We start from the raw sequence: 13925 nt of genomic DNA, 5'->3' as shown, positions 1-13925 counted from the left end.
CAGCGTGAAGAAAAACATCCCGTCCGTTGGGCTCGTTTCCGGATTGACCGTGCTGGCCCTGCTCGCCGTCGCGGGTTGGTGGTTCTGGCTGCGCACGCCGCCGCTGCCTGATGGACTGATCCAAGCCAACGGCCGTATCGAGGGCGATCACTATGCCGTCGCCGGCAAGATGCCGGGTAAGGTGGCTGATCTCCCTGCCCGCGAAGGGGATAGCACGCAGAAGGGCAAGGTGCTCGCCCGCCTGGACGATGCCCAGGTCCGCGCCAGACTCGATCAGGCCCGCCAGGCGGCAAGCGCCATGGAGGCGCAATGGCGGGCTGCGCAGACGGCGCTCGCAGTCGCGCGCAAGGACCTGCCCCTGGCGATCCAAACCGCCGAGGCCAACCTCGCCCATGCCCGCGCGCAGCTCGCCTCGGCCCACTCCAGCGCGGAGCAGGCGGCGCGGGATGCCGAGCGCTTCCGCAGGCTGGCCGAGGCGGGAACGGTGGATCGGCACCGTTACGAGCAGATGGCGCTGGCCGCCGAGGTTGCGGCCAACCAGGCGCGCTCGGCCGAAGAGGCCGTGCGCGTGGCGGAAAGGCAGCTTGCCCAGGCGCGTCTGGGCGATGAACGGCTGCGCGCCAGGGAGGATGAAGTCAAGGCCCTGGCCGCCCAGCTCGATCAGGCGCGGGCCGCGCTGAAAGAGGCCGAGAGCGTGCTCGCCGATCTCGCCATTGTCGCGCCTGCCGACGGCATCATCACCCAGCGTCTGGTGAATGCGGGCGAGGTGGTCGGCGCGGGTGCGCCGCTTTTCGACATCGTCGATCTCGACCGCCTCTATCTCAAGGCCTATGTGCCGGAGAAGGACATCGGCAAGGTGCGCCTGGGGCTGCCGGCGCGGGTGTACACCGACGCCTTCCCCGACCGGCCGTTCCCCGCCACGGTGCGCTACATCGCCGCGCGGGCGGAGTTCACGCCGAAGGAGGTGCAAACACCGGACGAGCGGGTCAAGCTGGTCTATGCGGTCAAGCTGTATCTGGATGTAAACCCGGAGCACCGCCTCACGCCGGGGCTGCCGGCCGATGCCATCATCCGTTGGCGCGAGGACACCCCATGGGCGAAGCCGCGCCGCTAACGCCCGCGCCGGCCGTCCGGGTGCAGGGTTTCGGCAAGCGCTATCGCCGGCAGGCGGCGGTCGCCGGGGTCGATCTCGAGGTGCGGCGCGGTGAAATCTACGGCCTCATCGGGCCGGACGGCGCCGGCAAGTCCAGCCTCATGAAGGCCGTCGCCGGGGTGCTCGCCTTCGAGGAGGGCTCGATCGAAATGTTCGGCATCCGCATCGATTCGGAGGCGGCGGCCGAGCGGGTGAAGGGCCGGCTCGGCTTCATGCCCCAGGGCCTGGGCCTCAACCTCTATCCCGAGCTGTCGGTGGAAGAAAACATCGACTTTTTCGCCCGCCTGCGCGGCGTGCCGGCCGCAGAGATTGCCGCGCGCAAGGCGAAGCTCCTGGCCATGACGCGGCTCGACCGCTTCACCGGCCGGCCGATGAAACACCTCTCCGGCGGCATGAAGCAGAAGCTCGGCCTCGTCTGCACCCTGATCCACGAGCCGGAGCTCATCGTCCTGGACGAGCCCACCACCGGTGTCGATCCGGTCTCGCGCCGGGATTTCTGGGCCATCCTCGCCGAGCTGTTGCGCGAGAATGGCATCACCGCCCTGATCTCCACCGCCTACATGGACGAGGCCGAGCGCTTCCACCGCCTGTCCCTGATGCACGGCGGGCGCGTGCTTGCGAGCGGCGAACCCGATGCGATCCGGGCCCGGACGCCGGGCAGCGTGGTGGAACTCGAGGCCGAGCCGCAGGTGGAGGCGCTGGACCGCATCCAGGCCAGCCTTGCGCAGGCGGAGTCGGTGGGGCCGCGGCTGCGGGTGTTCGTGGACGACGCGGAGCCCGAAGCCGCCGTCGGCACGGTAGCCGGGCTCCTCAAGGGACTGTCTCTGCGGGACCTGCACGCCACCACGCCCGATCTCGAGGACGCCTTCGTCGCCCTCCTGCGCCGGCAGCGGCTGGTCGAGGAGAGGGCCGTTGCCAAACCTCGGGCCGGCGACGGCGATCCGCCTGGCGACGATGTCGCCATCCTCGCCAAGGATCTGACGCGGGATTTCGACGGCTTCCGTGCCGTGGATCGCGCGAGCTTCACCGTCCATCAGGGCGATATCTTCGGTCTGGTGGGCGCCAACGGTGCCGGCAAGACCACGCTGATCAAGATGCTCACCGGCATTCTGCCGCCCAGCGATGGCGAGGGGCGGGTGGCCGGGGCCGACATGCACTTTGCCGCGCAGGCGATCAAGGCGCGCATCGGCTACACCTCCCAGGCGTTTTCCCTGTATCAGGACCTGAGCGTGCTGGAGAACCTGCGCCTCTATGCCCGCATCTACGGCGTAGCGCGGCACGCGGCTGGCGAGCGCATCGAACAGGTGGCGGAGCTGACCGGGCTTACGGGCCGCGAGCGGCAGCTGGCGGGCCGCCTGCCGCTGGGCATCCGCCAGCGCCTGGCGCTCGCCTGCGCCCTGGTGCATCGGCCGCGCATCCTGTTCCTGGACGAACCCACCTCCGGCGTGGACCCGATCGGCCGGCGCCGCTTCTGGGACATCCTCGTCCATCTCGCCCGCGTGGAGCAGGTCGCCATCCTCATCACCACCCACTACATGAGCGAGGCCGAGCATTGCGACCGCCTGGCCCTGATGCACGCCGGACGGATCGTCGCCGACGACCCGCCCGCGGCATTGAAGCAGGCCCTGCGCGAGGAGGCCGGCGAGCTGCTGGAGGTCGCCACCGACCGGCCGCTGGCCGCCATGGCGCTGCTGGAGCAGGCGGGCTTCGCGGGGGTGGCGCTGTTCGGCCGGCACATCCATCTGTTTGCCCGCGATGCGCACACCGCGACGCGCGAGATTCAGACCATCCTCGCCGGCCGCGGCATCGGGCTCGCCGGCGTGACACCGCGCCCGCCCTCGCTGGAGGATGTGTTCGTCTACCGGATCACGGCCTTGGAACAGGGGGAGCAGCGGCTATGAACCTCGCACGCATCGCGGCGCTGGCCCACAAGGAGTGGCGCGAGATCGTGCGCGACCGCCTGTTTCTCGCGCTGGCCTTCGTGGTGCCCGCTGCGCTGATGCTGGTCTTCGGCTACGGCCTGTCGCTCGACGTGGAGCATATCCCGTTCGCGGTGGTGGACCATGACCGCAGCGCCCTCTCGCGCGACTACACCCACCGCTTCATCGACTCGCGCTACTTCGACTACCGGGGCCATGTGAAGAGCGAACGCGAGCTCGACCCCCTGCTCGCCGACAGCCGCATCCGCTTCGCCATCGTGGTTCCGCCAAAATTCGAGGAGAACCTCATGGCGGGGCGGCCCGCGGCGGTGCAGAGCCTGATCGACGGCACCTTCCCGTTTCGCGCCTCGACCAGCAAGGCCTACGTCATCGCCATCAACGCGGCCTTCAACGGCGAACTGCTGGCCGCCTATATCAGCCGCCGCTTCGGCGTCGCGCCGGAACGGGCGGCGGCGCTCGCCCAGCCGGTGCGGGTGCAGCTGCGCTATCTCTACAACCAGGAGCTCAAGAGCACCTGGTCGATCGCCACGGCGCTGGTCATGCTGGTGCTGATGGTGGCGCCTCCATTCCTCACCGCGCTGGGGGTGGTGCGCGAGAAGGAGAGCGGCTCCATCTACAACATCTATGCCTCCACCGTCACCCGCGGCGAATTCCTGGCCGGCAAGCTCCTGCCCTACGTGGGTATCTCCATCGTCAACAGCCTCATTCTGTGGGCGCTCGCCACCGGTCTGTTCGGCGTGCCGTTCAAGGGCGATCCGCTGTTCTTCTTCCTCTCCTCGGTGATCTATGTCACCTGCACCACGGGCATCGGCCTGCTCGCCTCGCTCATCGTGCGCACCCAGGTGGCGGCGATGATGCTGACCGTAGTCATGACCATCATCCCCTCCGTGCTGTACTCGGGCCTGCTGGTGCCCATCGCCTCCATGGACCCGCAGGGGCAATTCGAGGCGCACCTGTTTCCCGCCATGTATTTCACCGACATCGCCTTGGGCAGCTTCCTCAAGGGGGTGGGCCTGGAACAGCTCTGGGGCAAGGCATTGGCGCTGGCCATTTACGCGGCCGTGCTGTGGCTGATCAGCTTCGCGCTCTTTCACAAAAGACCGCGCACATGAACTCAAGGTTGACACTCTGGTGGTCGCGGCTGGCAGCGATGACAGTCAAGGAGCTGCTGCAGCTCTTTCGCGACGGCTTTCTGATGTTCGCCATCGTCTTCCTGTTCACCGCCGACATCTACATGACCCGCAATGTGCGCCTGGAGCTCAACCATGCCACGGTGGTGGTGCACGATGCCGATCACAGCGCCGCCTCCCGCGAGCTGATCTACCGCTTCCGTCCGCCTTATTTCCAGCTGGGCGGCGAGATCCAGGACAGCCGCGAAGGGCAGGCGCTGCTGGACCAGGGGCAGGCGCTGGCGGTGCTGGACATCCCTCCCTACTTTCAGCGTGACCTGCAGAGCGGCCGGCCCACGGACGTGCAGGTTCTGGTGGACACCAGCAACACCGTGCTGGGGACGCTGGCCGCCAGCTACAGTGGCCAGATCATCGGTCGCTACGGCTTCGAGGCGGCGCTGGCGCGCATGGGGGCGAGCGAGGCGAGCCTCGACACTGTCCCCATGATCCAGGACCAGCACCGCGTCTGGTACAACCCGAACCAGAACGATGCCTGGTTCATCCCCATCTCGGAGCTGCTGACCGTCATCACCGTCATGGCCATCATGCTGCCGGCCGCCGCCGCGGTGCGCGAGAAGGAGCGCGGCACCATCGAGCAACTGCTGGTTTCGCCGCTGACCCCGGCGCTGATCCTGCTGCCCAAGGTGATCTCCATGACCCTGGTGATCCTCGCGGGCACCGCAATCTCCCTGTTCCTGGTCCTGGTGCCGGTCTTCGGCGTGCCCATCAAGGGCAGCCTGCCGCTGTTTTTCGCCGTGACCACCCTCTACACCGTCGCCACCTCCGGGCTCGGTCTCTACATCGCCACCCTGAGCCGCAACCTGGCCCAGGCGGCGATGCTGGCCATTTTCATCCTCATGCCCATGGTCTTCCTGTCCGGCGCCTGGACCCCGCCCGAGGCCATGCCCGCCGGACTGCGCGAGACAATGTACCTCTCGCCGCTTTATTACTTCATCGAGATGGGCTACGGCATCCTGCTCAAGGGCGCGGGGCTCGACGTGCTGTGGGATTCGCTGCTGGGATTGACGCTGCTGGGGGTGGGGATCTTCGGTATTGGCGTGCGCAGGTTCAGGCGGCAGTTTGGCTAGGCCATGACGTGAACCGGGTGACGAGCACCCTCTGTTCATCGGGCCACGTGATGTAGATCAGCTTCTGCCGCGCCGCCATGCGATGACCGATCGTCCCTGTCGATCACCGCGGCGTGCGAGGTGGCCGGCTAAGCGGCGCGGGTAGGGTAGTCCGTGTAGCCTTTCTCGCCGGGAGTGTAGAAAGTGTCGAAGTCCGGCGCGTTGAGCGCCAACCCCTGTTGCCACCGGTCGGGCAGGTCCGGGTTGGCGAGAAAATCACGCCCGACCGCGATCAGATCCGCGCGGCCGGCGTTCAGATCGTCCTGGGCGCGCTGCGCGTCATAAGCGCCGACCAGGATGACGGGGCCGCCGAAGGCCGCGCGCATGGCCTGCTTGATCTGCTCCGGCACTGCAGGCGCGCCCATGGCGGAATGATCCACGATGTGTAGATACGCCAGCCCCAGCTTGCCCAATTGCTCGGCCAGGTAGGTGTAGTCGGCCTCCATTTCCGCGTAAGGCGGCATGTCGTTGAACACGCCGTAGGGCGAGAGGCGAATGCCCACCCTGGAGGCGCCGATGGCCTCTGCCGTGGCCCTGGCCACTTCCAGCACGAAACGGGCGCGGTTTTCGATCGGGCCGCCGTAGTCGTCGCTGCGCTGGTTGCTGGTGGGGCGGATGAACTGCTCCAGCAGGTAGCCGTTGGCGCCGTGCAGCTCGACCCCGTCGAAACCGGCAGCAATGGCGTTTTGGGCCGCCTTGACGAAATCCTGCCGGGTGCGGGCGATGTCGTCGAGGCTCATCGCCCGGGGCGCCGGGTGCGGCTGCATGCCGGCGCGGTCGGTGTAGATCTCGCCGGCGGCGGCGATGGCCGAGGGAGCCAGTACCTGCGCGCCCTGCGGCAGATTGTGCGGATGGCCAATACGTCCGGTGTGCATGAACTGGACGAAGATCTTGGCGCCGCGGCTGTGAACCGCGCCGGTGACGCCCTTCCAGCCGGCCACCTGGGCCTCTGAGAACAGCCCTGGAATGCGCGGATAACCCAGGCCTTCGGGCGAGGGGCTGGTGCCTTCGGTGATGATCAGCCCGGCCAAGGCGCGCTGCGCATAATACTCGGCCATCAGCGCGTTGGGCAGATTCTCGATGGCGCGGTTGCGCGTCATCGGCGCCATGACGATGCGGTTCTGTAGCCGGTGGCCGGCGACGGTGGCCGGTGAGTACAAATCACGGTTGTTTTGAGTCACTGCTTTCTCCTCATTCATGGATGACGATGGTTGAAGGTAGATTTATATGGCCGCAGGCAAAGTCCCAGGAGGTGCGCAGGATGCCCAGCAGGATGTCGATCTCGGCGATGTCCCGGGGCGCGTAGGCCATCACGGCATTGGCCGGGATGTAGCCCGCCTCGGCCATGGGATGTGGCTCGCCCCAGCCTTTGCTGACCAGCTCCAGGGGCAGAATCAGGTGCATCGAACCGTCATCAGCCGGATGCACATGGGCGAACTCGCGACCGACCATGAAGGCTTGGGGCGGACCACATGCGCGCTCATGGGATAGCACCAGAGCCTCGGCCCCGGGGACCGAGATTCTCGATGGCTCGCTGCGCACGAAGGCAACTCGATGCGTGTACCTTGAAGGTCCGGTGCACCTCCGGAGCGCTGTTCTGGCTGATCTGGGTGTGCGGTGCACAAGGCGTGGTCCGCGGACGTTCGCCCGGGCGTGGCGGAAATTCGAAGCTCATGGCCTGCCTCCATACCTCCATATTCAAAGGCACTCTCCACGGTGCCCATGACGTGATCTTCCAGCATCTTGCGGCGTGGCTCGCCAGCGGCGGCGCCAGCCACCACATGCAGGGGTAACAGATGTTCCTCACGCGTGTCGGCGGCGACCGCCTCCAGCCAGGCATCGAATTCACGGCTCGCACCCGGCTGCGCCCGTGCATACCCGCTATCATCTCCTGCATGTTGTGGAAGCTGTTGTCCGAGCCGATGATCAGCACCCCTTCCTCGCGCAACGGGGCGAGCGCCGCGCCTGCGGTCAAGTGAACGTCGAGGCCGAGGCCGGCTTTGAGCGACGTCTGCGCGCATGGAAATCTTGCTTTGGGAGGGGCGATCTTCAGTGGCACGAACACCCCGTGGTCGAAGCCCTGTCCGTCGAAGGCGGTGGCGATGGCTGCGGCCTCGAGCAGCCCGCTCGCTCGGCCAGCCATGGCGCACCCGGCGCCGGCCAGGTGAGTTCGTAAGTGTCGGGTGGATCCAGCCCATGAAAAAACGGGGCCCGCCGCAGTGAGGGAGGTAGCGCGTGGGCTGGCGGCGCATGGGCTCAGCTTGTCAGGGCCGTGCGGTTCACCGCCAGCCAGTCGCCCAGGCTTTGCGGTTCACGGCCAGCGAAGTATGTCACCGCATCGGTGACCACGTTCATGTGCCCTGCGCGCACGTTGGCATCAAAGGCGACCATGAGCTCAACGAATGGGTGGGGACCCCTGCGTCGCGCATCCCGGCCGCGAGCGCGTCGTCGGAGACCTGGACCACCTCGATGGGCTTGCCCAGTTGCTTGCTGGTCGCGATTGCCAGCGCGTCAACGGTCAAGGCCACAGGGCCGGTGATGTCCTGGATCGATGACTGGTCCTCTGTGAGCAGGGCGCCTGTGGCCGCTGCCGCGCAGTCGAGGCGCGTCACATAGCCCACTGTCCCATCGCCGGCCGCGGTGTACCAGCGCCCCGACGCAAGCACCGAGGGCATCGTGAACAGCAGGTTGTCGAAATACCAGTTGTTACGCAGAATGGTGTAAGGGATGCCGGTGGCGATGACCGCCTCCTCACTGCTGCGATGGTCCGGCGCGAAGGGGATCAGACTTTCAGGTCCAGGGTTGGTCATCGAGGTGTAGAGGATATGCCCGACGCCAGCCTTGGCGGCCGCCTCGATCGCCGCCTTCTGCTGGCGGGCGAGCTTGCCAGGTTCACCCAAAGCATCGGTGGCAACGATCAGCAATCGATCGATACCCTCGAAGGCTTCGTCCAGGCTGACTGGGTCGTCGAAATCCACCCTGATTTTTGACTCGGCGAGCCCGCTGATCCGCACCGGGAACCGGCTCCCTGCGGTCACGTACCGGGCGCCTTGGGCGTTGAGCGCCCGCAGCACCTGAGTGGCAAACTTGCCCGAAGCGCCGGTGATGAAAATCCGTGCGTCGCGAAAATGGGGCATAGCATTACCTTTCAGGTTACAATAAAGAACTTGGTGCATTCTAGGAACTGTCGTCAAACTGCACAAGAAGGCACGCGTATGTCGCAAGGTAATCATAAGGGAACCACTCCACTGCCTTTGCCCACCCACGGCGAAAGTTGCCCGGTGCGTGATGTGCTTGATCGGCTGGGGGACAAGTGGTCGGTCTTGATTTTGATCACCCTTGCCAACAACTCCATGCGCTTCAATGAACTCCTCCGCGCCGTACCCGACATCTCCCGTCGAATGCTCGCCGAAACCTTGCGTCATCTCGAACGCGACGGGCTCGTCTGGCGCGAGGTGACCTCCACCACGCCGCCAGCGGTGCGTTACGGACTCACGGCGCTCGGCACCTCGCTCATGCCCCCGCTCACCGCACTCATCGCTTGGGCGGAGCACCACCAGCCGGCGATCGCCGTCGCACGTGCCAGATTTCAGGCGCAAGTGCCGACGCAAGCGTCAGTCAGGTAGGCCAAGCGTAACCGGTAACTGCCCGGCGTACTTGCCTACGCCTGTGGATTTTGCAAAGGCGATCGGAGAGGATTGCTAGCGAAGAGTTGCTTCCACATGCGTGGCGTCAGTTCGTGGACCTGACTGGCCGGATGCTGACCAACTCGCTGCAGGACATCGACCAGATAGTCATACGAATCGATTTCGTGCAGGCGGCAAGTGACGATCAGGCATCTGCATGATGCCGACCTGCCTGGCGCCGAGTTCGGTCCAGCAGAACAGCCAGTTCCGGCGCTTATCGAAATATTTCGATAAGCGCCGTTATCCTCGGTCAACTATTAGGCAAGCTACGCCGTCGCGAGCGTTCTCCTGTACGGTGGTCCGCATGCACAGGTTTGCATAATTCAGAGGCTTTCGAGGAATTTGAGGACGGCGTCGCTTGGGCGATAGCGTTTGCGTTTGGTCTCCGGGGGCGCGAGGGTCGCGAGGGCACGTTCCTTCATTGCCAGATCAGCCTCGACATAGCCATGGGTCGTGACCGGGCTCTCGTGACCCAGCCACAAGGCGATGACCGTGATGTCGACACCGGCCTGCACAGATGCATGGCCGTCGTGTGCCTCCAGGAATGGGGCGATATTCTGCGCCCCGCCAGCCGCGGACACTGCGTCGTCGCGGCCGTGATCGCGAGGGCAAGTCGGTCGGCCACATTCGTGCGAGTCATCGGTCGCCCGCTGCGGTTGGGGACCAGGGGCTGGTCTGCACGCAAGTCTGCATACTTCAACCAGTGACCGATTTCGGCCGCCGTCTCCTTCCACAGCGGCACGGTTCGTTGCTTGCGCCCCTTGCCCTGCAAGCGCACCGAGGACGTCGTGGCGAGCGTGACATCGGCCACCCGGATGCCGATCATTTCGGAAACTCGCGCGCCGGTGTTGTAGAGCAACGCGAACATGACCCGATCACGGTGACCACATCAGGTGCTCGTGTCGGGGGCGGCGAGAACGGCTTGAACCTCATCGCGGGAGAGATACTCGAGCAGGGGCCGCTCGAAGCGTTTCATGGGTATCGCCAGGACCTGCTGTGCGTGTAGATGTGCGGGACGAGGCGCCGGTGCGCCGGGCCGAAGAGCCCCTGCGGCGGCATCTCCGTCGCCGGATCGTCGCGCAGGCAGAAACGTGCGAAGCCACGCAGAACCTCGTTACGACTCGCCCACATGAGCGGATTCCGCCGCCGCGACGAGCGGGCCCATGCGATGGCCAGCGCCACCGTCAGGTGATCTGCCGTGCCGGCTTCGTCAGCAAAGCGGGCAAACGATTGAAGCTGCGTGGCATCGATGCTGAGCTTGAATCCGTGACGACGCCGATACGCCAGATACGTCTCGACCCGAGTCATCCATGAAACCAGGGCGTTCATGGCAGACTCCCGGGCCACAGCAGGGCCACGGTCCACAACCCTTCCAGATCGACGCGGGCGTAGGTGTTGGCCGTGTCGAGGCTTTGGTGGCGCAGAAGATCGGCGATCTCTTTGACGGAAGGCCGAGCGCCTGTTCGACGTGCTCGATCCTTCGACTCTCGAAGAACGGGAAACAGATTTCGTCGAGTTCGCCGTAGACCGGCCAGAAGTACGCCGCTTTCAACTTCCCCGGCCCCGCACGCCGGGCCTTGATCGGCGTCTCGTCCATCGCCTTGACGCACGAGGCGCGAATCGAGTCGAACTGCGTGGTGTAGATCGGCTCGAGCAACCCGATGCCTTGTTGCCCGATTCTAGGCCTTGCAGTTCGACGCGCTTGAAAGGCGGGGCCGGCGCGTCAGTGTTGAGCTGAGCGTGCTTCCAGATGTACGCCCCTGAGCAGGGTTCGTCTTCCCAAAAGATCATCGCTTGGGCCAGTCGTTCGTACCAGAGCACTTAGTGGTGCTCTTGCAATGCTGCGCTGCAGCGTGCGAACCTCCAAAAAATCGATTATCGTTAATCGACACTCGTGACAAGTACGTCGCCAGTCGAGCAGCAGCGCCGCCACAAGTGCGATGTGCTGTCTCTAGGCGCTTTCGAAGGTCAATTTCAGAAAAGATAGGTGAGAAGAGCGATGAATCAGCCAGCGTTGGGTAAAGAAGCAATTGGCATTGACCTTTTTGCGGCCGGCGTTGCGTCGCCTAAAGGAAAGCCGCGCAGTCTGATTGAGTCAGTTATGCACAGGCTTCGATGCGAAATTGTGCAAGGAGTCTTGTCGGCAGGATCGAGACTGCTGATTGATGACCTTCAGAGGCGTTTCGATGTAAGTGGCGGGACAGTGCGTGAAGCCCTGAGCCTCCTGGTTTCTGATGGCTTGGTGCATGCCAAGACCCAGCGAGGCTTTTTCGTGGCGCCAATGTCGTTGCAAGACTTGGAGGGGCTCACTCGAACCCGCATAGCGCTTGAGTGTGAATCTGTTCGCGAAAGTGTGAAGTGTGGTGGCTCTGAATGGGAAAGCAATTTGGTTGCCGCATATAGCGAACTCGCTCGGTCCGATGAGCACGTAATGCGTAACCCTGATGACGAGTTTGACCAATGGGAGATAGCGAATCGCAATTTCCACCGTTCACTTATTAGCGCCTGTTCGTCCGATTGGACCTTCAGATTCTTGGCTGTTCTGAATATTCACCTCGAGCGCTACCGGCGCCTTACGTCGCCCCACACTTTGCCCGAGAGAAATGTCCACGCGGAGCACGAGCTCATTTTTCAAAGTGCGCTTGCGCGTGACGCCGAACAATGTTCCCTGCTGCTGCGTCAGCACATTGAGTCGTCGGTCAGTGTAGTTCGGCAGTTTGCATTGCTGCGGTGAAGCACCTACGCCGCAAGCTAAATTTATAGGTGCGTTTAACAGCTCTTCACCAAGGGCAATTGAGGAGATAAATATGAGTTCGTCAATGAACGAAGTTTCACAAGCCACGATTAGGCTTTCTCGAAAGTGGAGTCCCGAGGAGATTCGTGGCCTCGTCGACGAAGAACTAGGGCTGCTTGACCCACGTATCTACAGTGACCAGGATCTGTATGAACTGGAACTAGAACGGATTTTCGCTCGTTCGTGGCTGCTGGTTTGCCACGAGGGGCATATTCCAAATCCAGGTGACTACATCACGACGTATATGGGCGAAGACCCGGTTATCGTGGTTCGCCAAAGGGATCGCTCCATCAAAGTGTTTCTGAATCAGTGCCGTCACCGTGGGATGGTCATTGAGCGCTCAACTTATGGTAATGCAAAGTCCTTTACTTGCACCTATCACGGCTGGGCCTACGACATCGCAGGCAATCTTGTCAATGTTCCGTTTGAAAAGGAAGCCTTCTGTGACAAGAAAGAAGGGGACTGTGGTTTCGAAAAAGCCGACTGGGGTCCGCTGCAGGCGCGGGTAGATACCTACAAGGGCTTGGTATTTGCCAACTGGGATGCAAAAGCGCCGCCCTTGATTGACTATCTCAGTGACGCCACTCCATACATGGATGTGATGTTTGATCGCACCGAAGCTGGCACCGAAGTGATTACCGGGATGCAGCGGACCGTCATTCCATGCAATTGGAAATTTGCCGCGGAACAGTTTTGTAGCGACATGTATCACGCGTGCACCATGTCGCATGTGGCCGGGGTCGTTTCCAGCCTACGTCCCGATCAAGACCTATCCGACGTAAAGCTGCCTGTTACTGGGAACCAATTCCGCGCGGCGTGGGGTGGCCATGGAACGGGATGGTTCAATGACGACTTCTCCCTGCTGTACGCAATTATGGGGCCAAAAGTTGTGGACTATTGGACAAAGGGTCCGGCCGCTGAACGCGCACAGGTGCGGCTTGGCAACAAACTGCCAGCTAACCGCATGGTTGCGCAACACATGACAATTTTCCCGACCTGTTCATTCCTGCCGGGCATCAATACTGTTCGTACTTGGCATCCACGTGGACCGAACGAACTCGAAGTCTGGTCGTTCATTGTTGTTGATGCTGATGCCCCCGCAGAAATCAAGGACGAATATCGCCGAATGAACATCATGACCTTCAACCAGGGCGGAACCTACGAGCAGGACGATGGTGAAAACTGGGTTGAAGTACAGCGTGTCTTGCGGGGGCATATGGCCCGCAGTCGACCGTTCTGCGCCTCAATGGGGGTCGGTAAGCCTAATGCAAACAATCCGGATTTCCCCGGGAAGACCAGTTATGTCTATGGTGAGGAGGCTGCGCGCGGTATGTATCACCACTGGAGCCGCATGATGTCCGAGCCGAGCTGGGAAACCCTCAGGCCGTAATTAACCGCCGCCCAAGTCGTTATCCCTGCCGCACTAACCAAATAGATCTACTCGTCAGGCCAGACCTGCCGAAACGTCGATCCAAACGAAATAATGGAGACGTTCCATGTCCATAGAATTGACACAACCGTTTAATTATCTCGAAAAGCCTGTGAGTCTTGAGCTCCAAAACGCAGTCGAACAGTTTTACTATCGGGAAGCGCAACTTCTTGATCATCGTAAATATCAAGAATGGTTAACCCTGCTCACTGAGGACATCCATTATTGGGTTCCAATTCGGACCACTCAGACCACAAAGAATTCGAACCTGGAATACTACGGTCCGGGATGTAACGCCCACTTCGACGAAGACCACAGTCGATTGACTGCCCGTATCCGTGGCAGGTTGTCAGGCCTTAACTGGACCGAAGACCCCCCTTCCCGATCCCGTCACATGATCACTAATGTGATTGTGCGCGAAGTGTCAGCTGAGAAGCTCGAAGTGAGTTCCGCCTTCTTGTGCTATCGCAATCGTCTTGAACGAATGACTGACATTTACGTCGGGGAGCGTCGCGATATTCTCCTGCGGGTAAATGATGGTCTGGGTTTCAAGATCGACAAGCGCACAGTATTGCTCGATCAAGGCACGATCACGGCCAACAATCTGAGCATGTTCTTCTAAGGCTG

14 protein-coding genes and 2 pseudogenes are annotated in these 13925 nt (G+C 62.9%); 9 read left to right on the top strand and 7 right to left on the bottom strand.

Features of this window, described 5'->3' with window-relative positions; all coding sequences use genetic code 11:
* Nucleotides 1–4 precede the first annotated feature (4 nt).
* The 4 genes from CDA09_RS21575 to CDA09_RS21560 are packed head-to-tail and all read left to right on the top strand — an operon-like array spanning nt 5 to nt 5350.
* Nucleotides 5–1114: an HlyD family secretion protein gene (locus CDA09_RS21575; RefSeq protein ID WP_050417879.1), complete on the top strand. Its 1110-nt coding sequence runs from the start codon at nt 5–7 to the stop codon at nt 1112–1114.
* Nucleotides 1093–3054, top strand: a complete 1962-nt coding sequence (locus CDA09_RS21570; RefSeq protein ID WP_050417878.1) for an ATP-binding cassette domain-containing protein — start codon at nt 1093–1095, stop codon at nt 3052–3054. Before CDA09_RS21575 ends, CDA09_RS21570 begins: the two co-directional genes overlap by 22 nt.
* Entirely contained in the window at nt 3051–4205 is a 1155-nt protein-coding gene (locus CDA09_RS21565) for an ABC transporter permease (RefSeq protein WP_050417877.1), read from the top strand. Before CDA09_RS21570 ends, CDA09_RS21565 begins: the two co-directional genes overlap by 4 nt.
* Nucleotides 4206–4243: 38 nt before the next feature.
* Nucleotides 4244–5350 (top strand): ABC transporter permease, encoded by a 1107-nt coding sequence (locus CDA09_RS21560; RefSeq protein WP_198149583.1) that lies wholly within the window; start codon nt 4244–4246, stop codon nt 5348–5350.
* A 128-nt stretch (nt 5351–5478) separates the two neighbouring features.
* Here CDA09_RS21560 and CDA09_RS21555 read toward each other — a convergent pair whose 3' ends face one another.
* Together CDA09_RS21555 and CDA09_RS21550 are read right to left on the bottom strand one after the other, a co-directional pair.
* Nucleotides 5479–6570, bottom strand: coding sequence for an alkene reductase (locus tag CDA09_RS21555; protein WP_232299291.1), 1092 nt, complete (start codon nt 6568–6570; stop codon nt 5479–5481).
* Between the two features lie 10 nt (nt 6571–6580).
* Nucleotides 6581–6841 carry a luciferase domain-containing protein gene (locus CDA09_RS21550; protein WP_050417874.1) on the bottom strand — a complete coding sequence of 87 codons (261 nt, stop codon included), beginning with the start codon at nt 6839–6841 and terminating at the stop codon, nt 6581–6583.
* Between the two features lie 344 nt (nt 6842–7185).
* On the opposite strand from CDA09_RS21550, the gene CDA09_RS23740 reads away from it, so the two are divergent.
* Nucleotides 7186–7368: a hypothetical protein gene (locus CDA09_RS23740; RefSeq protein WP_050417873.1), complete on the top strand. Its 183-nt coding sequence runs from the start codon at nt 7186–7188 to the stop codon at nt 7366–7368.
* A 372-nt stretch (nt 7369–7740) separates the two neighbouring features.
* Here the strand turns inward: CDA09_RS23740 and CDA09_RS21540 are convergent, their stop codons facing one another.
* A complete protein-coding gene (locus tag CDA09_RS21540) occupies nt 7741–8526 on the bottom strand; it encodes an NAD(P)H-binding protein (RefSeq protein WP_164844454.1) in 786 nt (261 codons plus the stop codon).
* A 144-nt stretch (nt 8527–8670) separates the two neighbouring features.
* On the opposite strand from CDA09_RS21540, the gene CDA09_RS21535 reads away from it, so the two are divergent.
* Nucleotides 8671–9015, top strand: coding sequence for a winged helix-turn-helix transcriptional regulator (locus CDA09_RS21535; protein ID WP_050417872.1), 345 nt, complete (start codon nt 8671–8673; stop codon nt 9013–9015).
* A 35-nt stretch (nt 9016–9050) separates the two neighbouring features.
* Here CDA09_RS21535 and CDA09_RS21530 read toward each other — a convergent pair.
* The 4 genes and pseudogenes from CDA09_RS21530 to CDA09_RS21510 all read right to left on the bottom strand — a co-directional run.
* Nucleotides 9051–9288, bottom strand: a pseudogene (locus CDA09_RS21530) (transposase domain-containing protein); the annotation flags it as partial.
* A gap of 205 nt (nt 9289–9493) precedes the next feature.
* Complete coding sequence (locus CDA09_RS23735) at nt 9494–9901, bottom strand: tyrosine-type recombinase/integrase (protein ID WP_232299460.1); 408 nt, start codon at nt 9899–9901, stop codon at nt 9494–9496.
* 146 nt (nt 9902–10047) lie between these two features.
* Entirely contained in the window at nt 10048–10404 is a 357-nt protein-coding gene (locus CDA09_RS21520; protein ID WP_232299290.1) for a hypothetical protein, read from the bottom strand.
* Between the two features lie 121 nt (nt 10405–10525).
* Nucleotides 10526–10771, bottom strand: a pseudogene (locus CDA09_RS21510) (IS66 family transposase); the annotation flags it as partial.
* Nucleotides 10772–11074: 303 nt separating this feature from the next.
* Between CDA09_RS21510 and CDA09_RS21505 the strand changes: the two are divergent.
* The 3 genes from CDA09_RS21505 to CDA09_RS21495 all read left to right on the top strand — a co-directional run bounded on the left by CDA09_RS21505 (nt 11075) and on the right by CDA09_RS21495 (nt 13920).
* The gene (locus tag CDA09_RS21505; RefSeq protein WP_083447101.1) at nt 11075–11809 is read left to right on the top strand and encodes a GntR family transcriptional regulator; all 735 of its coding nucleotides are present in this window, start codon (nt 11075–11077) and stop codon (nt 11807–11809) included.
* An 85-nt stretch (nt 11810–11894) separates the two neighbouring features.
* Nucleotides 11895–13259, top strand: a complete 1365-nt coding sequence (locus CDA09_RS21500; protein WP_174718468.1) for an aromatic ring-hydroxylating dioxygenase subunit alpha — start codon at nt 11895–11897, stop codon at nt 13257–13259.
* 106 nt (nt 13260–13365) lie between these two features.
* Entirely contained in the window at nt 13366–13920 is a 555-nt protein-coding gene (locus CDA09_RS21495) for an aromatic-ring-hydroxylating dioxygenase subunit beta (protein WP_050417870.1), read from the top strand.
* The last annotated feature ends 5 nt before the right edge of the window (nt 13921–13925 follow it).

Source organism: Azoarcus sp. DN11, from assembly GCF_003628555.1.
Classification (GTDB): Bacteria; Pseudomonadota; Gammaproteobacteria; order Burkholderiales; family Rhodocyclaceae; genus Aromatoleum.
This window is presented reverse-complemented; position numbering and strand designations above follow the sequence as displayed.